The 24,987-nt window shown below is 47.1% G+C and carries 6 protein-coding genes, 4 tRNA genes, 7 rRNA genes and 1 riboswitch; of the genes, 4 read left to right on the top strand and 13 right to left on the bottom strand.

The window, feature by feature from the left end; all coding sequences use genetic code 11:
• Positions 1-63 precede the first annotated feature (63 nt).
• Positions 64-2,886 (top strand): excinuclease ABC subunit UvrA, encoded by a 2,823-nt coding sequence (gene uvrA, locus OO778_RS01895; protein ID WP_074191833.1) that lies wholly within the window; start codon positions 64-66, stop codon positions 2,884-2,886.
• A gap of 67 nt (positions 2,887-2,953) precedes the next feature.
• Complete coding sequence (locus tag OO778_RS01890) at positions 2,954-4,735, top strand: PglL family O-oligosaccharyltransferase (protein ID WP_074191832.1); 1,782 nt, start codon at positions 2,954-2,956, stop codon at positions 4,733-4,735.
• 59 nt (positions 4,736-4,794) lie between these two features.
• Here OO778_RS01890 and OO778_RS01885 read toward each other — a convergent pair whose 3' ends face one another.
• Complete coding sequence (locus OO778_RS01885; protein WP_047009173.1) at positions 4,795-5,916, bottom strand: alanine--glyoxylate aminotransferase family protein; 1,122 nt, start codon at positions 5,914-5,916, stop codon at positions 4,795-4,797.
• A 220-nt stretch (positions 5,917-6,136) separates the two neighbouring features.
• Positions 6,137-6,315, top strand: a riboswitch (Lysine riboswitch).
• A gap of 101 nt (positions 6,316-6,416) precedes the next feature.
• Here OO778_RS01885 and lysC point away from each other — a divergent pair.
• The gene (gene lysC, locus OO778_RS01880) at positions 6,417-7,769 is read left to right on the top strand and encodes a lysine-sensitive aspartokinase 3 (RefSeq protein WP_042523508.1); all 1,353 of its coding nucleotides are present in this window, start codon (positions 6,417-6,419) and stop codon (positions 7,767-7,769) included.
• A gap of 86 nt (positions 7,770-7,855) precedes the next feature.
• Here the strand turns inward: lysC and metH are convergent, their stop codons facing one another.
• On the bottom strand, positions 7,856-11,536 hold the full coding sequence (gene metH / locus OO778_RS01875) for a methionine synthase (RefSeq protein WP_074191829.1): 3,681 nt from the start codon (positions 11,534-11,536) through the stop codon (positions 7,856-7,858).
• A gap of 191 nt (positions 11,537-11,727) precedes the next feature.
• Here metH and OO778_RS01870 point away from each other — a divergent pair, with 191 nt between their 5' ends.
• On the top strand, positions 11,728-13,059 hold the full coding sequence (locus OO778_RS01870) for a sodium:proton antiporter (protein ID WP_053306797.1): 1,332 nt from the start codon (positions 11,728-11,730) through the stop codon (positions 13,057-13,059).
• Between the two features lie 521 nt (positions 13,060-13,580).
• Here OO778_RS01870 and OO778_RS01865 read toward each other — a convergent pair.
• The 11 genes from OO778_RS01865 to OO778_RS01815 all read right to left on the bottom strand — a co-directional run bounded on the left by OO778_RS01865 (position 13,581) and on the right by OO778_RS01815 (position 24,515).
• Positions 13,581-13,657: transfer RNA gene (locus OO778_RS01865), tRNA-Asp, on the bottom strand.
• A 31-nt stretch (positions 13,658-13,688) separates the two neighbouring features.
• Positions 13,689-13,805, bottom strand: a 5S ribosomal RNA gene (gene rrf, locus OO778_RS01860).
• Positions 13,806-13,862: 57 nt separating this feature from the next.
• Positions 13,863-13,938 (bottom strand) — tRNA-Thr (locus OO778_RS01855).
• A gap of 101 nt (positions 13,939-14,039) precedes the next feature.
• Positions 14,040-14,156: ribosomal RNA gene (rrf, locus tag OO778_RS01850) — 5S ribosomal RNA — on the bottom strand.
• 106 nt (positions 14,157-14,262) lie between these two features.
• A 23S ribosomal RNA gene (locus tag OO778_RS01845) occupies positions 14,263-17,152 on the bottom strand.
• Between the two features lie 263 nt (positions 17,153-17,415).
• Positions 17,416-17,491 (bottom strand) — tRNA-Ala (locus OO778_RS01840).
• Between the two features lie 45 nt (positions 17,492-17,536).
• A tRNA-Ile gene (locus OO778_RS01835) sits at positions 17,537-17,613 on the bottom strand.
• Between the two features lie 66 nt (positions 17,614-17,679).
• A 16S ribosomal RNA gene (locus OO778_RS01830) occupies positions 17,680-19,232 on the bottom strand.
• 315 nt (positions 19,233-19,547) lie between these two features.
• A 5S ribosomal RNA gene (rrf, locus tag OO778_RS01825) occupies positions 19,548-19,664 on the bottom strand.
• A gap of 106 nt (positions 19,665-19,770) precedes the next feature.
• Positions 19,771-22,660, bottom strand: a 23S ribosomal RNA gene (locus OO778_RS01820).
• Positions 22,661-22,962: 302 nt separating this feature from the next.
• Positions 22,963-24,515, bottom strand: a 16S ribosomal RNA gene (locus tag OO778_RS01815).
• The 16S, 23S and 5S rRNA genes sit together here with 4 tRNA genes alongside, the layout of an rRNA operon.
• Between the last annotated feature and the right edge of the window lie 472 nt (positions 24,516-24,987).

The raw sequence follows: 24,987 nt of genomic DNA, 5'->3' as shown, positions 1-24,987 counted from the left end.
TCTTTGCACATTTCTCACACTATGTAATACTTGCCCCACTTGGTTATACATAGAGCAAAAACGATGGATAAAATAGAAGTTCGCGGTGCCCGAACCCATAACCTCAAAGACATTAATCTTACAATCCCTCGCGATAAACTGATTGTCATTACTGGACTAAGTGGCTCCGGTAAATCCTCTCTCGCTTTCGATACATTGTATGCAGAAGGCCAACGACGCTACGTAGAGTCTCTCTCTGCCTACGCTCGTCAGTTTTTGTCTCTGATGGAAAAACCCGATGTCGACCATATTGAAGGGTTATCACCCGCGATTTCTATTGAACAGAAGTCTACTTCTCATAACCCGCGTTCAACCGTAGGTACAATTACCGAAGTCTACGACTACTTACGTCTGTTGTATGCTCGTGTGGGTGAACCCCGCTGTCCAACGCACCATACCCCTCTTGCCGCACAAACCATCAGTCAAATGGTGGACAAAGTTCTAGAGATGCCAGAAGGCAGCAAAATGATGCTGTTGGCACCCATTGTCAAAGAGCGTAAAGGTGAGCATGTTAAAACGCTTGAGAATCTAGCGGCTCAGGGCTTTATTCGTGCGCGTATTGATGGAGAGACATGCGATCTATCTGATCCTCCAACGCTAGAGCTACATAAAAAGCACACCATTGAAGTCGTGGTCGACCGCTTTAAAGTTCGTCCCGATCTGCAACAGCGCTTAGCCGAATCTTTTGAGACCACGCTCGAGTTATCAGGAGGAATTGCGGTTGTCGCGCCAATGGATGGCGACGGTGAAGAGATTATTTTCTCCGCCAACTTCGCTTGTCCACAATGTGGTTACAGCATGCAAGAGTTAGAGCCGCGACTTTTCTCATTCAACAACCCTGCTGGTGCATGTGGCACTTGTGATGGTTTGGGTGTGCAGCAATACTTCGATCCAAGCCGAGTAATTCAAGATGATTCATTAAGCTTGGCACAAGGTGCGATTCGCGGTTGGGATCAAAAGAACTATTACTACTTCCAAATGCTCACGTCATTGGCTGATCATTATGGTTTTGATCTCCATGCACCTTTTAATTCTCTGCCAAAGAAAACGCAAGATGTCATTCTAAAGGGCTCAGGTCGTACTGAGATTGAGTTTAAATACATCAACGATCGTGGCGATATTCGCGTTAAACGCCATCCATTCGAAGGTATTCTGAATACCCTAGAACGTCGCTATCGTGATACAGAATCCAACTCTGTCCGTGAAGAGCTTGCGAAGTACATCTCCACTAAATCTTGTTCAAGCTGTGGCGGTACTCGTTTACGCCTTGAAGCACGTAACGTGTTTATTGCTGATACGACGCTACCTGAGATTGTTGAACTCAGCATTGCTGATGCATTGGAATTCTTCCATTCCTTGAAACTGGAAGGTCAACGAGCCCAAATCGCTGAAAAAGTGATGAAGGAAATCAACGATCGCCTGCAGTTCTTGGTTAACGTTGGTTTGAACTATCTGAACCTTTCTCGCAGCGCCGAAACGCTCTCTGGTGGTGAAGCACAACGTATTCGTTTAGCAAGCCAAATTGGGGCGGGTCTTGTTGGTGTGATGTATGTTCTGGACGAACCGTCGATTGGTCTCCACCAGCGAGATAATGAACGCTTATTAAAAACGCTTACTCATTTGCGCGACTTGGGGAATACCGTACTCGTGGTAGAACACGATGAAGATGCTATTCGCTGTGCGGATCATGTCATAGATATCGGTCCTGGCGCTGGCGTACACGGTGGTAATGTTGTCGCGGAAGGCACCATGGAAGAGATAATCGCAAATCCGAATTCTCTGACAGGTCAGTACTTAAGTGGCGTTAAAGAAATCGCAGTACCGAAAGATCGCACGCCGCGTGATCCGAAAAAAACGGTTGAGCTCTTAGGCGCAACAGGTAATAACCTTAAGAACGTTAATCTCTCTATTCCTGTTGGGTTATTCAGCTGTATTACAGGGGTATCTGGCTCAGGTAAATCAACGCTGATTAATGATACTTTCTTTAAAATTGCTCACACCCAACTCAACGGAGCAACAACGGCTCAACCTTCACCTTATAAATCGATTAAAGGCCTAGAGCACTTCGACAAGGTTATCGATATCGATCAAAGCCCAATTGGTCGTACACCTCGCTCTAACCCTGCAACCTATACGGGGATCTTTACCCCAATCCGTGAACTGTTTGCAGGCACACAAGAGTCGCGTTCTCGCGGTTACAAGCCTGGACGTTTTAGCTTTAACGTACGCGGTGGTCGTTGTGAGGCCTGTCAAGGTGATGGTGTCATTAAAGTTGAAATGCATTTCCTACCAGACGTTTATGTGCCATGTGATGTATGTAAAGGTAAGCGCTACAACCGTGAAACACTTGAAGTACGTTACAAAGGCAAAACCATTGATGAAGTGCTAGAAATGACGGTCGAAGACGCCCGAACGTTCTTTGAACCCGTACCTGCTATAGCACGTAAGCTACAGACTCTAATGGATGTTGGCTTGTCTTACATTCGCCTAGGTCAAGCGGCAACGACACTCTCCGGTGGTGAAGCACAGCGTGTGAAACTAGCGAGAGAGCTATCCAAGCGTGATACGGGAAAAACCTTGTACATTTTGGATGAACCAACAACCGGCCTGCACTTCCATGATATCCAGCAGTTGCTCACTGTATTGCACAGACTTCGCGACCACGGAAATACTGTCGTGGTGATCGAGCATAACCTAGATGTCATTAAGACTGCGGACTGGATTATCGATCTAGGGCCTGAAGGGGGACAGGGTGGCGGCGAGATAATCGCTCAAGGCACACCTGAAGATGTGTCGCAAATCGAGGGTTCGCACACAGCTCACTTCCTTAAGCCTATGTTGAAGTAGAAAAAACAGGTAAAGTACCGAGACCAGCAAGTGCTGGTCTTTTTTCATTCAAAACAACGCAATAACTATGGCTACTATACATGTAAGTGGAACAAAGCTTTCTCCCGAAAAAGTACAGGTTCCCCTCAATCGCAAGTTTCTCATTGCCTTGGCAACACTATTTGTGTTGGCAATGCACTTTTTCATGCCCAACCCCGGCGGTTCAGGACTTTCACTTTCCTTCAATGCGACAACTTGGATTGCTTTTAGCTTTGCATTAGGCATTGGGTGCTACCAACTCGCGAATAATCGAGCGCTACGTTACTCAAAATTAACCATCGGCTTGTTCATTAGTGCTCTTATCATGACGGTGCCCATTCTGTACCCAAATGCGAATAGCAGTTTGGCAGCCAACAAGCTCATTGGTCTGTGGTGTGGTGTCCTGTTCTTTATTGTCTTACAACAATTTCATTTCAGTAATAAACATCGCCAACGCCTATTATGGTTCATTGTCCTTGCGGTTGTTATCGAAGCCATTTTTGGTCTGACACAATATCTGTATCTCAAACCAGGCAATCCGTTTGGTTACGACACGGTGGCCAATCGTCCTTATGGTATTTTCCAACAGCCCAATGTAATGGCCAGCTTTCTTGCGACAGGGTTGGTGATTGCTAGCTATTTACTTGCACGTCAGCCCTACAAATACGACCGTAAGTTAAGCGATGTTTACCTTCTCTATGCCGTGCCAGTTTTAACCTTACCACTAATTGTGGCGTTGGCTTCACGCACTGGTTGGTTAGCATCGATCATCGCCGTTTTGTTGGTCATCCCATACATGTATCGCTTTGCAACCAAAGGGCGCTTTATCCGCTGGGTTACGTCGCTTGTCACTGGGCTCGCACTCTCAGTCGTTGTCATGTATCTTGCCTTTCCTGATGGAAGTGGGTTAGCCGCAGAAAAAGTAAATATGGAGTCTCCTCGAGCGTATACTTTTCCACAAACATTAGACATGGTGATTGAAAAGCCTTTTACTGGTTATGGATATGGCAAGTTTGAATCTGAGTACATGCTGTATACGGCTCGTCAACATGCCCTAAATGAGAATTACCCAGTTGGTTTGCCAGCCATGGATCATCCGCATAATGAGCTACTTTACTGGGGAGTAGAAGGTGGCTTGCTGCCAATACTCGGCATCTTCTTAGCGATGGCACTGGTACTGTATCGAATCTATCAAGCCAAACGCGGAACTCGTCTTGCGTTGCTGGCCTTGTTTATACCTATCGTATTGCACTCGCAACTGGAATACCCTTTCTACCACTCTCTCGTGCATTGGTTGATCTTCGTTATCCTGCTGTACTGGGTAGATCAGCGCGTCTCTCGTTATCGACAAGTCGGCTTTAGTAATGTGACCAAAAGCTTGCTGCGTGTTTTTAGTTTGGTACTTCCCGTTGCGTTTACGTTTTACATGGTAAGCGCATTGCATACGAACTATGTATTGACGAAGTTTGAGACCACTAGGCCAACTAACCCTGATATTCTGAATCAAGTCAGTAACCCTGTGGTTTGGAAAGATAGGTTTGATTGGGATGTCTATAGCACATTTTTAAACATTGGGCTGTACCAACAAGATGCAACCTTGATTCAGCCTTATATCGATTGGTCGCTAAAAATCATCAAAGATAAGCCTCGCCCTGCATTTTATAATAATTTGATTTTGGCCTACCAAGGCTTAGATGACTCAAGTAAAGCGGAGCAAATCAGAGCTGAAGCGCAGTTTTTGTTCCCGAAGATTGATTTCAGTGACGTCAATTACCGACCACCTTCTCAAGCAATCTCTGCCTCACCAGCCCCCACTTCAGGAGCTGAGTAATAAATACAAAAAAGCGAAGGGATGACCTTCGCTTTTCTTTATCTCATTGCGGTATAGCTTTATTCAGTGAGTGACTCTTCTAACGCTTTTAAGCACAGTGCAACGTTTTCAGGTCGAGCGCCGTAACCCATTAAGCCAATACGCCACGCTTTACCAGCTAATGCCCCGAGGCCTGCACCAATTTCTAGGTTATAGGTTTCTAGCAAGTGAGCACGAACTTTTGCTTCATCAATTCCTTCAGGCACGTAAATCGCATTTAATTGTGGCAACCGATGGGCTTCGTCCACAACAAATTCAAAGCCTAACTTTTGTAAGCCATTTTTGAGTTTTTCATGCATCAGTTGGTGACGAGCCCAAGCGTTTTCTAATCCTTCATTTTTCAGTATCAATAAAGCTTCATGAAGCGCATACAAGCTATTAACTGGCGCCGTATGATGGTAACTACGCTTGCCTTCTCCACTCCAATACCCCAAAACTAAACTCTGATCGAGGAACCAACTCTGTACTGGTGTTGTTCTTGCTTGAATCTTTTCAATCGCGGCAGGAGAAAACGTCACTGGTGAGAGCCCTGGTACACATGACAAACATTTTTGACTGCCAGAGTAAACCGCATCCAGTTGCCATTCATCCACTTTTAACGGCACACCACCAAGCGATGTCACCGCATCAACAATAGATAATGCATTATGCTGTTTCGCCAGCTTACCCAATGCTTGAGCATCACTGACTGCACCAGTTGAGGTTTCCGCATGCACAAAAGCAAGAATTTTTGTATCTGGGTGCTGTTCGAGTGCTTGCTCGACTTTATCAATGGAAACAGGCGTCCCCCATTCATCATCGACGATAACAACTTCACCACCAGCACGGACGACATTTTCGCGCATGCGTTCACCAAATACACCGTTACGGCAGACGATCACTTTATCGCCTTCCTCGATTAAGTTTACAAAGCAGGTTTCCATCCCTGCACTGCCTGGCGCTGAAACTGCAATAGTGAATTCATTGTCAGTTTGAAAGGCATACTTCAATAGCTGCTTGAGCTCATCCATCATACCGATAAACAGAGGATCAAGGTGACCTACCGTAGGACGGCTTAGTGCTTGTAACACTTGAGGATAAATATCAGAAGGACCAGGTCCCATTAAAATACGGTGAGGCGGAATAAAGCTTTGGATCGACATGTCAGCTCCTTGATTATCTTTTATCCTGAGCATTCTAAAAGTTCTATTCAATAACATGGCTCAGGTGTAGGGTTCTTCACCCTAATAGATTTTTCCTCTATCAGCAATTAGCCGTAAGTATGGAGGTCAAACCAGTGTCACAAAATCGTTAATAAAAAACACCATAAAGGTTGAAATATTGATTGACATTAAGGCCTCAAAACCGTTCAATGTTTGAGCTTTATGTAGAAGAGGAGCGCTACCCAGGTAGATGATTTGTGGAACCGCAATTCCAACACCAATCATTGAGGGGGAGTAGTGCCGAGGTAAGTCAAAGTTGCAGGGTTTGACTTGTCGGTTGAATTGGGCTGAATCCCATCAACTGTCATCAGCGCTGTCTGATGAAGGGCTTCTGAGGGTAAATTTTTCAAATAGCATTCTAAATACCTCTCTTTTTGCTCTGTTCCTTTTCTCACTAAACATTGGATGTACAATTTTTTAGGAAGTCGTGGGAGAACGCAGTGAGCGCATTTAACGTAGCTAAATTCGGTGGAACCAGTGTTGCCAACTTTGAGGCAATGAGTCGTTGTGCCACCATTATCGAAAACAATCCAAATACTCGCTTGGTCGTGAGCAGCGCTTGCTCTGGCGTCACCAACCTATTGGTAGAACTCGCCAACGGTGTTCAGGATCAAACGCACCGTACTGAGCTGCTGCAAAATTTGGCCAACATTCATGACGCCATTTTAACTCAGCTCGAAGACAGCACGAAAACTGCTGCCGAGGTGTATGGCATATTAGATACCGTAACCAGCCTGGCCGAGGCTGCATCTATCCAAGCTAGTGCGAAGTTAACCGATCATTTAGTCGCATGTGGTGAACTCATGTCGACGCACATTCTAACTCAGTTAATGTGTGAGCGAGGCATTCAAGCAGTGCGCTTTGATATCCGCGATGTGCTGCGTACTGATGACAACTTTGGTCGCGCGGAGCCAAACATTGAAGCAATTTCGACGCTTGCGCAAGATAAACTCGTACCACTTTGCCAACAATCCGTTGTTGTTACTCAAGGCTTCATAGGATCTGACGAAGCAGGTAATACAACAACACTAGGTCGAGGAGGCAGCGATTACAGCGCCGCCTTAATTGCTGAGAGCGTCAAAGCGGCAGGGTTAGAAATCTGGACTGATGTACCGGGCATCTACACAACAGACCCGCGAATTGCGCCAAAAGCCTCACCAATTCCCGAGATCAGCTTTAGTGAAGCTTCAGAAATGGCTAACTTTGGCGCTAAAATCCTTCACCCTTCTACGCTAGTACCCGCATTGCGCCACGACATTCCGGTATTTGTAGGGTCATCGAAAGAGCCAGAAAAAGGAGGAACTTGGATTCGCCACCAAGTCGAAAGCTCACCGTTGTTCCGTGCGCTAGCTTTGCGTTGTAACCAAACCATGGTAACGCTACGCAGCGCCAATATGTTCCACGCATACGGCTTCTTAGCAAAGGTCTTTGAGATCCTTGCAAAACATAAGATCTCTGTCGATTTGATCACGACATCTGAAATCAGTGTATCGTTAACACTTGATCAAACTGATACCTCTGGCGGAGCACCACAGCTGCCGCAAGCTGTACGAGAAGAGTTAGAAGAGTTATGTAAGGTAGAAGTTGAACATGACCTATGCCTCGTTGCTCTCATTGGTAACAACATGAGTGAGAGTAAAGGCTACGCGAAACAGGTTTTTGGCACGCTAGAAGACTTTAACCTACGCATGATTTGTTATGGTGCTAGCCCTCACAACTTATGCTTCTTGCTCCATGAATCGGTATCGAAACAAGCCATACAAAAACTCCACACCGAGTTGTTTGAGAAGTAAGTTCAACTCAATAAAACAAAGGGCTGCGTATCTGCAGCCCTTTGTTGTTTCAATAGTTGTTACGTTTGGACGAGGTAAACATCAATTTAACCGTTAATGTTTGGCCCTAACCATTTTTCAGCCTCGATCCTATCCCACCCCTTACGATCGGCGTAACTCTCTAGCTGATCTTCTTGGATCTGTGCGATCGCAAAGTAACGTGAGTCAGGATGAGAGAAATACCAACCAGAGACTGACGCGCCCGGATACATTGCATAGCTGGAGGTTAGAGTCATGCCAATATTCTCTTCCACATTAAGTAGCTCCCAAAGCGGTCCTTTTTCAGTATGCTCAGGGCACGCTGGATAACCTGGTGCAGGGCGAATACCTTGGTATTTTTCACGAATGAGATCATCGTTAGATAAATCTTCATCCGCAGCATAACCCCAAATTTCTTTACGGACACGCTCATGCAAATACTCAGCAAACGCTTCGGCTAGGCGATCCGCCACCGCTTGAATCATAATTGCGTTGTAATCATCTCCCTGTGCTTTGTATTCATCAGCAAGCTCTCGTTCACCAATACCACCAGTGACAGCAAATGCCCCTATCCAATCATGTTTACCCGACTCTTTAGGTGCGATGTAGTCGGATAAACAATAGTTGAATCCTTTTGGTTTCTCGGTCTGTTGTCGCAAGTTACGTAATACTTTCACAACGTCGGTACGAGTTTCATCAGCATAAACTTCAATGTCGTCCCCCACGCTCGCAGCAGGGAATAAGCCACACATTCCACGCGCTTTTAACAGGCCTTCTCGCTCAACTCGATCAAGTAACTCGTTGGCATCTTCGAATAAACGTTTTGCTTCTTCACCAACTTCTTCATGTTGGAAAATTGTTGGATACTTACCCACAAGTGACCAAGTCATAAAGAATGGTGTCCAATCGATGTATTGACGTAATATAGCCACATCAAAATCATCGAAGATATGAATGCCAGGCTTAACAGGCACTGGAGGAGTATAAGCTTCCCAATCGATCGCAACTTTATTCGCTCGAGCCGCTTCTAATGTCACTGGTTTGGTTCTCGGTTTCTTTCGATTATGTTGATCACGTACTCGTTCGTAATCAGCTTCAAGTTTTTCAACAAATTCAGGGCGACGTTCATCTGACAATAGAGAAGTACATACGCCCACTGCACGTGAGGCGTTGTTCACGTAAACCACTGGATGCTTGTAATTTTGCTCAATCTTAACTGCTGTATGGGCTTTTGACGTTGTTGCGCCACCGATGAGAAGAGGTAAGTTAAAGTCGAGACGCTCCATCTCTTTTGCAACATGCACCATTTCGTCTAATGAAGGCGTGATCAACCCTGATAAACCAATAATATCGACGTTTTCTTCTTGCGCTACTTTTAAGATCTTTTCGCAAGGAACCATGACACCAAGATCGATAATTTCGTAGTTATTGCACTGCAATACAACGCCAACGATATTTTTCCCGATATCATGTACATCACCTTTGACCGTCGCTAGCAAAATCTTACCGTTTGTTTGTCCCACCTGCTTTTCTGCATTGATGTAGGGCTCCAGATGCGCGACTGCTTGCTTCATCACTCGTGCAGATTTTACGACCTGAGGAAGGAACATTTTACCTTCACCAAACAAGTCTCCGACGACGTTCATCCCATCCATTAGTGGGCCTTCAATCACCTCTAATGGCTTTGAAGCATTGACACGAGCCTCTTCGGTATCATCAACGATAAACTCGGTTATTCCTTTCACTAACGCGTGTTCTAAACGCTTTTCAACAGGCCAAGTTCTCCACTCAAGTGCAGAGGCATCCTCCTCTTTACCTACCCCTTTGCCTGCGTATTCCGCCGCGATATCTAACAACCTCTCAGTGGCATCATCGCGACGGTTAAGAACGACATCTTCCACAGCCTCACGCAGCGTTTCCGGCACGTTATCGTAGATTTCTAACTGACCCGCATTCACGATCCCCATATCCATACCATTCTTAAAACAGTGGTAGAGGAATACCGCATGAATCGCCTCACGAACATAGTTATTCCCTCGGAAAGAGAACGAGACGTTAGAAACACCACCCGAGATCATAGCGTGTGGTAAATCACGTTTGATATCGCCAACGGCTTCAATGAAATCCACCGCGTAGTTATTATGCTCCTCGATACCCGTAGCAATGGCAAAAATGTTTGGGTCAAATATGATGTCTTCTGGTGGAAAGCCCACTTCATCAACGAGAATTCGGTAAGCGTTGGTACAAATTTCCACTTTGCGCTCACGTGTATCTGCTTGCCCTATCTCATCAAATGCCATCACAATCACAGCCGCACCATAACGGCGAATCAACTTAGCTTGTTCAACGAATTTCTCTTTGCCTTCTTTGAGAGAGATCGAGTTAACAATGCCTTTGCCTTGGATGCACTTAAGACCGGCTTCAATAACCTCCCACTTGGAAGAGTCGACCATGATTGGTACTTTTGAGATTTCAGGTTCTGACGCACAAAGGTTTAAAAATCGAACCATACAAGCTTGTGCATCCAACATGCCTTCATCCATGTTGATATCGATAATTTGAGCGCCATTTTCAACTTGTTGACGAGCCACATCGAGCGCTTCATCGTACAGCTCTTCTTTAATCAAGCGCTTAAAACGCGCAGAACCGGTTACATTAGTACGCTCACCGACATTGATAAATAAAGAGTCTTTATCAATAGCGAGTGGCTCTAGGCCAGACAAGCGACAAGCGACGGGAAGGTCAGGTAATTGACGAGGGGCGATATTTTCAACCGCAAGTGCCATTTGGCGAATGTGCTCAGGAGTTGTACCACAGCACCCACCAATCAAGTTTAAAAAGCCACTTTGAGCCCACTCTTGAACATGCTTAGCCATATCTTCTGGCGATAAATCGTATTCGCCGAATGCATTCGGAAGCCCGGCATTTGGGTGAGCGGAAACAAAAGATTCTGATATACGCGAAAGCTCTTCAACATAAGGACGAAGCTCATCTGGGCCCAGCGCACAGTTCAAACCAAACGAAATCGGTTTAACATGACGTAATGAGTTGTAAAACGCTTCTGTAGTTTGACCTGATAATGTTCTACCAGAAGCATCAGTAATAGTCCCCGAGATCATCACAGGTAACTCAATACCCATCTCTTCAAACACACTTTCAACAGCAAATGAACAAGCCTTAGCGTTAAGAGTATCGAAGATGGTCTCGATAAGAATAAGGTCAGAACCACCTTTAATCAGCGCTCGAGTCGATTCAGAGTAAGCCTCAACTAACTCGTCGAAAGAAACATTTCGATATCCGGGGTCATTTACATCAGGAGAAATAGAACAAGTCCGGTTCGTCGGCCCTAAAACCCCTGCGACATAACGCGGTTTATCGGGTGTTTTTGCGGTCCATTCGTCTGCAACTTCACGTGCAAGCTTGGCAGCTGCAAAGTTAATTTCTTCACTTAGGCTTTCCATCTCGTAGTCAGCCATCGCAATGGTTGTTGCGTTAAACGTGTTGGTTTCGAGAATATCTGCACCCGCTTCTAAATATGCAGCGTGAATTTCCTTGATAAGTTGAGGCTGACTTAGAACCAACAGGTCGTTGTTACCCTTTAGATCACAATGCCAATCCGCAAAGCGCGTTCCTCGATAGTCTTGCTCTTCAAGTTTGTATCCCTGAATCATGGTTCCCATACCACCATCAATCAAAAGAATACGTTGCTTCAATTGAGCTTCAATCTGTTGTCTTACATTACTTCCCACAGTACAACCTCATTCCTTTAGTTATCATTCCATCCTATCACACAAACTTCAGGAGTCTAGACGTCTAAACGTGGAATTAATGATTATTTTATCTCCTTCTTAACTTACAAAATAATCGCGAAAAAATGTTTGCTATTTAAGCAGCATCAGCCGAGAATCCCATTCATAAAATGTTACAAATAGAGAGCTCTATGTCGGTCTATCATACTTTATGTTTTCTATCCGCAGCTGCAATGCTAATTGCTTTTGTAAACAGCAAGATAGGAAAGATGCAAACCACCATTGCGATTACCGCAGGTTCAATGGTGCTTTCACTTCTAATCTTAATTGCAGGTCAAAACAACTGGTTCCACCTCACCGAAATTGCGACAGAAACGGTCACAAGGATCAACTTTGAAGATTTCTTGCTCAAGGGCATTCTTGGCTTCTTACTATTTGCGGGTGGATTAGGCATCAAACTCCCGAACCTTAAAGATCAAAAATGGGAAATTACCGTTTTGGCTCTCGGAGCCACCCTATTTTCCACTTTCTTTATCGGGTTTGCGCTCTACGGATTCTGTCAGTTAATTGGCATCCAATTTGATTTGGTCTACTGCTTACTATTTGGTGCTCTAATATCGCCAACTGACCCAATCGCTGTATTGGCTATAGTTAAAAAGCTCGATGCTCCCAAACGTATCTCCACCCAGATTGAAGGAGAGTCGCTCTTCAATGACGGCTTCGGTTTGGTTATCTTTGTCACTCTATTTACGATTGCATTTGGTACTGAGGCACCAACTGTAGGTAGTGTCACCTTACTCTTCATCCAAGAAGCTATCGGTGGTATCACTTATGGTTTCGTCCTCGGTTTGCTATTCCACTACTTAATCAGTGCCACCGATGATCACTCAATGGAATTGTTACTTACCATTGGTGTCCCAACGGCAGGTTACGCATTTGCTGAATACATCCATGTATCAGGCCCACTCGCGATGGTTGTATCCGGTATTATGATTGGCAACTGGACACGCTTTATCGGCTTTTCAAAAGAGAGTGAAGACCACCTTGACCACTTTTGGGAGCTCGTCGATGAGTTCTTGAATGGCGTGTTATTCCTACTGATCGGTATGTCGATGCTGCTATTTGAATTTCACAAAGAAGACTGGATCATGATGGCTATTTCAGTCCCTCTTGTACTAGCAGCTCGCTATCTAAGTGTATTTCTTTCTTACATAGGCTTTAAACGTTACAGAAAATATAATCCATGGTCAGTGCGTATTTTGACGTGGGGCGGTTTACGCGGAGGCCTGGCGCTAGCGATGGCACTTTCTATTCCATCTGGTATTTGGGTGATTCAAGATAAGTTAATCGATGTAAAAGAGATTATTCTTGTAATGACCTACTCCGTCGTTGTTTTCTCTATCCTCATTCAAGGCTCAACAATCACCCCAATGATTGAAAAAGCAAAAGCAGAAGAGAAAAAGATGGAAGAGAACAACCAAGCAATAACCACTCCGGAACATACGGAGCCAGTGGACTCTTAAAGACACGTAACTTAATAGATAAAAAGCAGCTACCTAGCTGCTTTTTTCATAACTAATTTTCAGACTCCCCTTCAAGGACGAATGCTCCTTATTCTTTGATATACCTTCAAATATACTAAGAATCGCTACGCTACATTTTCATAGATACTAACTATTGCCGATAGATAGTATTCATAGACGAGCCTTTTAATTTACCCATTTTCATCTGTATCACTTCTCTTCCCTTGGCAATATAGGCTCTTCGCAAACATCAAAGCTAAACTTCCACAACACTAACAATGAGCGACTTTGTATTTGTATAGAGAAAGAAGCATTGAGGATGATTGCGAATCACTATCCAAACGGACTAGAAATCACACAGAACTGCGCATCAACTCGTTCATGAAAGGGCCTAGAAATCATAAAAAGAAAGGAGTATATCTCTCGATACAAGATTTCAATATGATGGAAATGAGGGTTAAGGGATGCCGGGTAACCAAAACGAAAAAAGCCCCAGTCTTTCGACTGAGGCTTAATATAAGTGGCGGAGCGGACGGGACTCGAACCCGCGACCCCCGGCGTGACAGGCCGGTATTCTAACCAACTGAACTACCGCTCCGCACTGGTTAGACTCTGGAGTCTAAATAAGAACCTGACGATGTCCTACTCTCACATGGGGAAGCCCCACACTACCATCGGCGCTACTTCGTTTCACTTCTGAGTTCGGAATGGAAATCAGGTGGGTCCAAAGCGCTATGGTCGCCAAGCAAAATTCTTTACGTTTTGTTTTAAGCTTTAACTTAAAGCGCAAAACAAACAGTAAATGGTGCTGATACCCAGAATCGAACTGGGGACCTCATCCTTACCAAGGATGCGCTCTACCGACTGAGCCATATCAGCACATTATCTGTGTCCGTGAGGACTAAAAAAGCCCGCTTTTTCAAACGGGCTCTCTTAACTTTTGTCTTCACCTTCTTAAAAAGGCAAAAACTAAATTTAAAGCCTGGCGATGTCCTACTCTCACATGGGGAAGCCCCACACTACCATCGGCGCTATTTCGTTTCACTTCTGAGTTCGGCATGGAAATCAGGTGGGTCCAAAACGCTATGGTCGCCAAGCAAATTCTTTAATTCGGAAAGCTGTTTTTTTAATTCTCGTTCTTACACATTCAATGTTCTTTCATTGAGTCCTGGTTACCCAAAATCAAAACCCCTTGGGTGTTGTATGGTTAAGCCTCACGGGCAATTAGTACAGGTTAGCTCAACGCCTCACAACGCTTACACACCCTGCCTATCAACGTCGTAGTCTACGACAACCCTTTAGGATACTTAAAGTATCAGGGAGAACTCATCTCAAGGCTCGCTTCCCGCTTAGATGCTTTCAGCGGTTATCGATCCCGAACTTAGCTACCGGGCAATGCGTCTGGCGACACAACCCGAACACCAGAGGTTCGTCCACTCCGGTCCTCTCGTACTAGGAGCAGCCCCTTTCAATTCTCCAACGCCCACGGCAGATAGGGACCGAACTGTCTCACGACGTTCTAAACCCAGCTCGCGTACCACTTTAAATGGCGAACAGCCATACCCTTGGGACCGACTTCAGCCCCAGGATGTGATGAGCCGACATCGAGGTGCCAAACACCGCCGTCGATATGAACTCTTGGGCGGTATCAGCCTGTTATCCCCGGAGTACCTTTTATCCGTTGAGCGATGGCCCTTCCATTCAGAACCACCGGATCACTATGACCTGCTTTCGCACCTGCTCGAATTGTCATTCTCGCAGTCAAGCGGGCTTATGCCATTGCACTAACCTCACGATGTCCAACCGTGATTAGCCCACCTTCGTGCTCCTCCGTTACGCTTTGGGAGGAGACCGCCCCAGTCAAACTACCCACCAGGCACTGTCCGCAACCCCGATGAGGGGTCGACGTTAGAACATCAACACTACAAGGGTGGTATTTCAAGGACGGCTCCACGCAATCTAGCGACTGCGCTTCAAAGCCTCCCACCTATCCTACACATGTAGGGTCAATGTTCAGTGCCAAGCTGTAGTAAAGGTTCACGGGGTCTTTCCGTCTAGCCGCGGGTACACTGCATCTTCACAGCGATTTCAATTTCACTGAGTCTCGGGTGGAGACAGCGTGGCCATCATTACGCCATTCGTGCAGGTCGGAACTTACCCGACAAGGAATTTCGCTACCTTAGGACCGTTATAGTTACGGCCGCCGTTTACCGGGGCTTCGATCAAGAGCTTCGACCGAAGTCTAACCCCATCAATTAACCTTCCGGCACCGGGCAGGCGTCACACCGTATACGTCATCTTGCGATTTTGCACAGTGCTGTGTTTTTAATAAACAGTTGCAGCCACCTGGTATCTGCGACTCTCAATAGCTCCATCCGCGAGGGACTTCACCGTCGAGAGCGTACCTTCTCCCGAAGTTACGGTACCATTTTGCCTAGTTCCTTCACCCGAGTTCTCTCAAGCGCCTTGGTATTCTCTACCCGACCACCTGTGTCGGTTTGGGGTACGATTCCTTACAATCTGAAGCTTAGAGGCTTTTCCTGGAAGCATGGCATCAATGACTTCACATCCGTAGATGCTCGACGTCGTGTCTCAGCCTTAAAGAGAGCCGGATTTACCTAACTCTCAAGCCTACGCACTTGAACCTGGACAACCGTCGCCAGGCCCACCTAGCCTTCTCCGTCCCCCCATCGCAATTGTAAGAAGTACGGGAATATTAACCCGTTTCCCATCGACTACGCCTTTCGGCCTCGCCTTAGGGGTCGACTTACCCTGCCCCGATTAACGTTGGACAGGAACCCTTGGTCTTCCGGCGAGGAGGTTTTTCACCCCCTTTATCGTTACTCATGTCAGCATTCGCACTTCTGATACGTCCAGCATGCGTTACCACACACCTTCAACCGCTTACAGAACGCTCCCCTACCCAATACTCAAAGAGTATTGCCGCAGCTTCGGTTTACTACTTAGCCCCGTTACATCTTCCGCGCAGGCCGACTCGACCAGTGAGCTATTACGCTTTCTTTAAATGATGGCTGCTTCTAAGCCAACATCCTGGCTGTCTGAGCCTTCCCACATCGTTTCCCACTTAGTAGTAATTTGGGACCTTAGCTGGCGGTCTGGGTTGTTTCCCTCTCCACGACGGACGTTAGCACCCGCCGTGTGTCTCCCGGATAGTACTTACTGGTATTCGGAGTTTGCAAAGGGTTGGTAAGTCGGGATGACCCCCTAGCCTTAACAGTGCTCTACCCCCAGTAGTATTCGTCCGAGGCGCTACCTAAATAGCTTTCGGGGAGAACCAGCTATCTCCAGGTTTGATTGGCCTTTCACCCCTAGCCACAAGTCATCCGCTAATTTTTCAACATTAGTCGGTTCGGTCCTCCAGTTGATGTTACTCAACCTTCAACCTGCCCATGGCTAGATCACCTGGTTTCGGGTCTATATCCAGAGACTGAACGCCCAGTTAAGACTCGGTTTCCCTACGGCTCCCCTAGATGGTTAACCTTGCCACTGAATATAAGTCGCTGACCCATTATACAAAAGGTACGCAGTCACAGGACAAAGCCTGCTCCTACTGCTTGTACGTACACGGTTTCAGGTTCTATTTCACTCCCCTCACAGGGGTTCTTTTCGCCTTTCCCTCACGGTACTGGTTCACTATCGGTCAGTCAGTAGTATTTAGCCTTGGAGGATGGTCCCCCCATATTCAGACAGGATATCACGTGTCCCGCCCTACTCGATTTCACTGAATATGCGTCGTCAGTTACGGGGCTATCACCCTGTATCGCCAAGCTTTCCAGCTTGTTCACCTAACGCCTATAAAGCTTAAGGGCTAGTCCAATTTCGCTCGCCGCTACTTTCGGAATCTCGGTTGATTTCTTTTCCTCGGGGTACTTAGATGTTTCAGTTCCCCCGGTTCGCCTCGTTATGCTATGTATTCACATAACGATACTTACTTATGTAAGTGGGTTTCCCCATTCGGAAATCCCAGACTCAAGTGGTTTTTACTACCTAATCTGGGCTTATCGCAAGTTAATACGTCCTTCATCGCCTCTGACTGCCAAGGCATCCACCGTGTACGCTTAGTCACTTAACCATACAACCCGAAGGAGTTTCGAGTTGATAATCAAATCACCAAAGTTGTCTCTCATTATTTGAATGAGCGAGAGACATTCGATTTTGCCGGACTCAAATTCCAAGAACACTTGAATGTGTTTTTAGTTGTATTCCTAATGGAATACTTTGAGAACTTTACAAACAACAATAAATTGTTGTTTTGTCAGCTTTCCAAATTGTTAAAGAGCTAGATTTTCTGATGAAAACCATTTTTAAAGATTCTTTTTCAAGAACACTTAAAGATGGTGGAGCTATGCGGGATCGAACCGCAGACCTCCTGCGTGCAAGGCAGGCGCTCTCCCAGCTGAGCTATAGCCCCATCAAGGTGTGTCGATACTGTATGCCAATTCCTTGGGAAGGAAATTGGTGGGTCTGAGTGGACTCGAACCACCGACCTCTCGCTTATCAGGCGAACGCTCTAACCACCTGAGCTACAGACCCAGTATCGTCTCTTTACTTTATAAACCGTATCAATCTGTGTGAACACTCATCGCAATAATCATCGTTTAAGGAGGTGATCCAGCGCCAGGTTCCCCTAGCGCTACCTTGTTACGACTTCACCCCAGTCATGAACCACAAAGTGGTAAGCGTCCCCCCGAAGGTTAAACTACCTACTTCTTTTGCAGCCCACTCCCATGGTGTGACGGGCGGTGTGTACAAGGCCCGGGAACGTATTCACCGTGGCATTCTGATCCACGATTACTAGCGATTCCGACTTCATGGAGTCGAGTTGCAGACTCCAATCCGGACTACGACGCACTTTTTGGGATTCGCTCACTTTCGCAAGTTGGCCGCCCTCTGTATGCGCCATTGTAGCACGTGTGTAGCCCTACTCGTAAGGGCCATGATGACTTGACGTCGTCCCCACCTTCCTCCGGTTTATCACCGGCAGTCTCCCTGGAGTTCCCGACATTACTCGCTGGCAAACAAGGATAAGGGTTGCGCTCGTTGCGGGACTTAACCCAACATTTCACAACACGAGCTGACGACAGCCATGCAGCACCTGTCTCAGAGTTCCCGAAGGCACCAATCCATCTCTGGAAAGTTCTCTGGATGTCAAGAGTAGGTAAGGTTCTTCGCGTTGCATCGAATTAAACCACATGCTCCACCGCTTGTGCGGGCCCCCGTCAATTCATTTGAGTTTTAATCTTGCGACCGTACTCCCCAGGCGGTCTACTTAACGCGTTAGCTCCGAAAGCCACGGCTCAAGGCCACAACCTCCAAGTAGACATCGTTTACGGCGTGGACTACCAGGGTATCTAATCCTGTTTGCTCCCCACGCTTTCGCATCTGAGTGTCAGTATCTGTCCAGGGGGCCGCCTTCGCCACCGGTATTCCTTCAGATCTCTACGCATTTCACCGCTACACCTGAAATTCTACCCCCCTCTACAGTACTCTAGTCTGCCAGTTTCAAATGCTATTCCGAGGTTGAGCCCCGGGCTTTCACATCTGACTTAACAAACCACCTGCATGCGCTTTACGCCCAGTAATTCCGATTAACGCTCGCACCCTCCGTATTACCGCGGCTGCTGGCACGGAGTTAGCCGGTGCTTCTTCTGTCGCTAACGTCAAACAACGCCGCTATTAACGACGCCGCCTTCCTCACGACTGAAAGTACTTTACAACCCGAAGGCCTTCTTCATACACGCGGCATGGCTGCATCAGGCTTGCGCCCATTGTGCAATATTCCCCACTGCTGCCTCCCGTAGGAGTCTGGACCGTGTCTCAGTTCCAGTGTGGCTGATCATCCTCTCAGACCAGCTAGGGATCGTCGCCTTGGTGAGCCCTTACCTCACCAACTAGCTAATCCCACCTAGGCATATCCTGACGCGAGAGGCCCGAAGGTCCCCCTCTTTGGCCCGTAGGCATCATGCGGTATTAGCCATCGTTTCCAATGGTTATCCCCCACATCAGGGCAATTTCCTAGGCATTACTCACCCGTCCGCCGCTCGACGCCGTTATCGTTCCCCGAAAGTTCAGATAACTCGTTTCCGCTCGACTTGCATGTGTTAGGCCTGCCGCCAGCGTTCAATCTGAGCCATGATCAAACTCTTCAATTTAAGATTTTGTTCGGCTCAATGAATACTGAACATTACATAAGTAATGTTTGAATTGACTGTGCTGAATCCGAAGATTCAATGGTCACTTCGTTTCATTGAAACCTAATTTGAAACCGAAGTTTCTAATTGGATTATCATCAACGAGTGCCCACACAGATTGATAGGTTTATATTTTTAAAGAGCTTGGCTTTCAGTGCCTTAGCACTTAAGCGAGTTGCGTATAATACGCTTTCCACTTTGAAAGTCAACATAAAACTCTAAAAAGATTAGAACTTTATGGTGACTTGCTTAAATCTCAAGCAAGTGCAAAATAAAGCCTGGCGATGTCCTACTCTCACATGGGGAAGCCCCACACTACCATCGGCGCTATTTCGTTTCACTTCTGAGTTCGGCATGGAAATCAGGTGGGTCCAAAACGCTATGGTCGCCAAGCAAATTCTTTAATTCGGAAAGCTGTTTTTTTAATTCTCGTTCTTACACATTCAATGTTCTTTCATTGAGTCCTGGTTACCCAAAATCAAAACCCCTTGGGTGTTGTATGGTTAAGCCTCACGGGCAATTAGTACAGGTTAGCTCAACGCCTCACAACGCTTACACACCCTGCCTATCAACGTCGTAGTCTACGACAACCCTTTAGGATACTTAAAGTATCAGGGAGAACTCATCTCAAGGCTCGCTTCCCGCTTAGATGCTTTCAGCGGTTATCGATCCCGAACTTAGCTACCGGGCAATGCGTCTGGCGACACAACCCGAACACCAGAGGTTCGTCCACTCCGGTCCTCTCGTACTAGGAGCAGCCCCTTTCAATTCTCCAACGCCCACGGCAGATAGGGACCGAACTGTCTCACGACGTTCTAAACCCAGCTCGCGTACCACTTTAAATGGCGAACAGCCATACCCTTGGGACCGACTTCAGCCCCAGGATGTGATGAGCCGACATCGAGGTGCCAAACACCGCCGTCGATATGAACTCTTGGGCGGTATCAGCCTGTTATCCCCGGAGTACCTTTTATCCGTTGAGCGATGGCCCTTCCATTCAGAACCACCGGATCACTATGACCTGCTTTCGCACCTGCTCGAATTGTCATTCTCGCAGTCAAGCGGGCTTATGCCATTGCACTAACCTCACGATGTCCAACCGTGATTAGCCCACCTTCGTGCTCCTCCGTTACGCTTTGGGAGGAGACCGCCCCAGTCAAACTACCCACCAGGCACTGTCCGCAACCCCGATGAGGGGTCGACGTTAGAACATCAACACTACAAGGGTGGTATTTCAAGGACGGCTCCACGCAATCTAGCGACTGCGCTTCAAAGCCTCCCACCTATCCTACACATGTAGGGTCAATGTTCAGTGCCAAGCTGTAGTAAAGGTTCACGGGGTCTTTCCGTCTAGCCGCGGGTACACTGCATCTTCACAGCGATTTCAATTTCACTGAGTCTCGGGTGGAGACAGCGTGGCCATCATTACGCCATTCGTGCAGGTCGGAACTTACCCGACAAGGAATTTCGCTACCTTAGGACCGTTATAGTTACGGCCGCCGTTTACCGGGGCTTCGATCAAGAGCTTCGACCGAAGTCTAACCCCATCAATTAACCTTCCGGCACCGGGCAGGCGTCACACCGTATACGTCATCTTGCGATTTTGCACAGTGCTGTGTTTTTAATAAACAGTTGCAGCCACCTGGTATCTGCGACTCTCAATAGCTCCATCCGCGAGGGACTTCACCGTCGAGAGCGTACCTTCTCCCGAAGTTACGGTACCATTTTGCCTAGTTCCTTCACCCGAGTTCTCTCAAGCGCCTTGGTATTCTCTACCCGACCACCTGTGTCGGTTTGGGGTACGATTCCTTACAATCTGAAGCTTAGAGGCTTTTCCTGGAAGCATGGCATCAATGACTTCACACCCGTAGGTGCTCGACGTCGTGTCTCAGCCTTAAGAAGAGCCGGATTTACCTAACTCTTCAGCCTACGCACTTGAACCTGGACAACCGTCGCCAGGCCCACCTAGCCTTCTCCGTCCCCCCATCGCAATTGTAAGAAGTACGGGAATATTAACCCGTTTCCCATCGACTACGCCTTTCGGCCTCGCCTTAGGGGTCGACTTACCCTGCCCCGATTAACGTTGGACAGGAACCCTTGGTCTTCCGGCGAGGAGGTTTTTCACCCCCTTTATCGTTACTCATGTCAGCATTCGCACTTCTGATACGTCCAGCATGCGTTACCACACACCTTCAACCGCTTACAGAACGCTCCCCTACCCAATACTCAAAGAGTATTGCCGCAGCTTCGGTTTACTACTTAGCCCCGTTACATCTTCCGCGCAGGCCGACTCGACCAGTGAGCTATTACGCTTTCTTTAAATGATGGCTGCTTCTAAGCCAACATCCTGGCTGTCTGAGCCTTCCCACATCGTTTCCCACTTAGTAGTAATTTGGGACCTTAGCTGGCGGTCTGGGTTGTTTCCCTCTCCACGACGGACGTTAGCACCCGCCGTGTGTCTCCCGGATAGTACTTACTGGTATTCGGAGTTTGCAAAGGGTTGGTAAGTCGGGATGACCCCCTAGCCTTAACAGTGCTCTACCCCCAGTAGTATTCGTCCGAGGCGCTACCTAAATAGCTTTCGGGGAGAACCAGCTATCTCCAGGTTTGATTGGCCTTTCACCCCTAGCCACAAGTCATCCGCTAATTTTTCAACATTAGTCGGTTCGGTCCTCCAGTTGATGTTACTCAACCTTCAACCTGCCCATGGCTAGATCACCTGGTTTCGGGTCTATATCCAGAGACTGAACGCCCAGTTAAGACTCGGTTTCCCTACGGCTCCCCTAGATGGTTAACCTTGCCACTGAATATAAGTCGCTGACCCATTATACAAAAGGTACGCAGTCACAGGACAAAGCCTGCTCCTACTGCTTGTACGTACACGGTTTCAGGTTCTATTTCACTCCCCTCACAGGGGTTCTTTTCGCCTTTCCCTCACGGTACTGGTTCACTATCGGTCAGTCAGTAGTATTTAGCCTTGGAGGATGGTCCCCCCATATTCAGACAGGATATCACGTGTCCCGCCCTACTCGATTTCACTGAATATGCGTCGTCAGTTACGGGGCTATCACCCTGTATCGCCAAGCTTTCCAGCTTGTTCACCTAACGCCTATAAAGCTTAAGGGCTAGTCCAATTTCGCTCGCCGCTACTTTCGGAATCTCGGTTGATTTCTTTTCCTCGGGGTACTTAGATGTTTCAGTTCCCCCGGTTCGCCTCGTTATGCTATGTATTCACATAACGATACTTACTTATGTAAGTGGGTTTCCCCATTCGGAAATCCCAGACTCAAGTGGCTTTTACTGCCTAATCTGGGCTTATCGCAAGTTAATACGTCCTTCATCGCCTCTGACTGCCAAGGCATCCACCGTGTACGCTTAGTCACTTAACCATACAACCCGAAGAAGTTTCGAATTGACGGTAAACAACCAAAGTTGTCTCTCATTATTTGAATGAGCGAGAGACATGTTCGATTTTGCCGGACTCAAATATGAATAACATCATTGATGTTATTCCCAAGAACACTTGAATGTGTTTTTAGTTGTATTCCTAATGGAATACTTTGAGAACTTTACAAACAACAATAAATTGTTGTTTTGTCAGCTTTCCAAATTGTTAAAGAGCATAGTTAGCCCCAAGCTTGCGCTTGTGAACTATCAATCTGTGTGGACACTTGTCTTAATAATCATCGTATAAGGAGGTGATCCAGCGCCAGGTTCCCCTAGCGCTACCTTGTTACGACTTCACCCCAGTCATGAACCACAAAGTGGTAAGCGTCCCCCCGAAGGTTAAACTACCTACTTCTTTTGCAGCCCACTCCCATGGTGTGACGGGCGGTGTGTACAAGGCCCGGGAACGTATTCACCGTGGCATTCTGATCCACGATTACTAGCGATTCCGACTTCATGGAGTCGAGTTGCAGACTCCAATCCGGACTACGACGCACTTTTTGGGATTCGCTCACTTTCGCAAGTTGGCCGCCCTCTGTATGCGCCATTGTAGCACGTGTGTAGCCCTACTCGTAAGGGCCATGATGACTTGACGTCGTCCCCACCTTCCTCCGGTTTATCACCGGCAGTCTCCCTGGAGTTCCCGACATTACTCGCTGGCAAACAAGGATAAGGGTTGCGCTCGTTGCGGGACTTAACCCAACATTTCACAACACGAGCTGACGACAGCCATGCAGCACCTGTCTCAGAGTTCCCGAAGGCACCAATCCATCTCTGGAAAGTTCTCTGGATGTCAAGAGTAGGTAAGGTTCTTCGCGTTGCATCGAATTAAACCACATGCTCCACCGCTTGTGCGGGCCCCCGTCAATTCATTTGAGTTTTAATCTTGCGACCGTACTCCCCAGGCGGTCTACTTAACGCGTTAGCTCCGAAAGCCACGGCTCAAGGCCACAACCTCCAAGTAGACATCGTTTACGGCGTGGACTACCAGGGTATCTAATCCTGTTTGCTCCCCACGCTTTCGCATCTGAGTGTCAGTATCTGTCCAGGGGGCCGCCTTCGCCACCGGTATTCCTTCAGATCTCTACGCATTTCACCGCTACACCTGAAATTCTACCCCCCTCTACAGTACTCTAGTCTGCCAGTTTCAAATGCTATTCCGAGGTTGAGCCCCGGGCTTTCACATCTGACTTAACAAACCACCTGCATGCGCTTTACGCCCAGTAATTCCGATTAACGCTCGCACCCTCCGTATTACCGCGGCTGCTGGCACGGAGTTAGCCGGTGCTTCTTCTGTCGCTAACGTCAAACAACGCCGCTATTAACGACGCCGCCTTCCTCACGACTGAAAGTACTTTACAACCCGAAGGCCTTCTTCATACACGCGGCATGGCTGCATCAGGCTTGCGCCCATTGTGCAATATTCCCCACTGCTGCCTCCCGTAGGAGTCTGGACCGTGTCTCAGTTCCAGTGTGGCTGATCATCCTCTCAGACCAGCTAGGGATCGTCGCCTTGGTGAGCCCTTACCTCACCAACTAGCTAATCCCACCTAGGCATATCCTGACGCGAGAGGCCCGAAGGTCCCCCTCTTTGGCCCGTAGGCATCATGCGGTATTAGCCATCGTTTCCAATGGTTATCCCCCACATCAGGGCAATTTCCTAGGCATTACTCACCCGTCCGCCGCTCGACGCCGTTATCGTTCCCCGAAGGTTCAGATAACTCGTTTCCGCTCGACTTGCATGTGTTAGGCCTGCCGCCAGCGTTCAATCTGAGCCATGATCAAACTCTTCAATTTAAGATTTTGTTCGGCTCAATGAATACTGAACATTCCTTTGCTAATAAATAGCTAAAGTAATGTTTGAATTGACTGTGCTGAATCCGAAGATTCAATGGTCACTTCGTTTCATTGAAACCTAATTTGATACCGAAGTATCTAATTGGATTATCATCAACGAGTGCCCACACAGATTGATAGGTCTATATTGTTAAAGAGCAACTCTTCTTTGTGATTGACATCACTTCGGAAGAGGCGGCCATTCTAGCGAGATAATTTATTGTGTCAAACACTTTTTCAAATTATTTCGTTTTTCTTTTCAGCCTTGCCGACTTTGCTTAAACCCTTGTGAGCCCTTGCCCTGTCGACGAGGAGGCATTATAGAGATCGCGCTCACATTGGCAAGCGTTATTTTTCAAAAATTGCAAAAATAATGGTTAAGCGATGAGTTTTCGATCAAAGCTTTATTTATTCAACTTTACCCCAAGAACTC

It is taken from the genome of Vibrio sp. STUT-A16, from assembly GCF_026000495.1.
Classification (GTDB): Bacteria; Pseudomonadota; Gammaproteobacteria; order Enterobacterales; family Vibrionaceae; genus Vibrio; species Vibrio diabolicus.
This window is presented reverse-complemented; position numbering and strand designations above follow the sequence as displayed.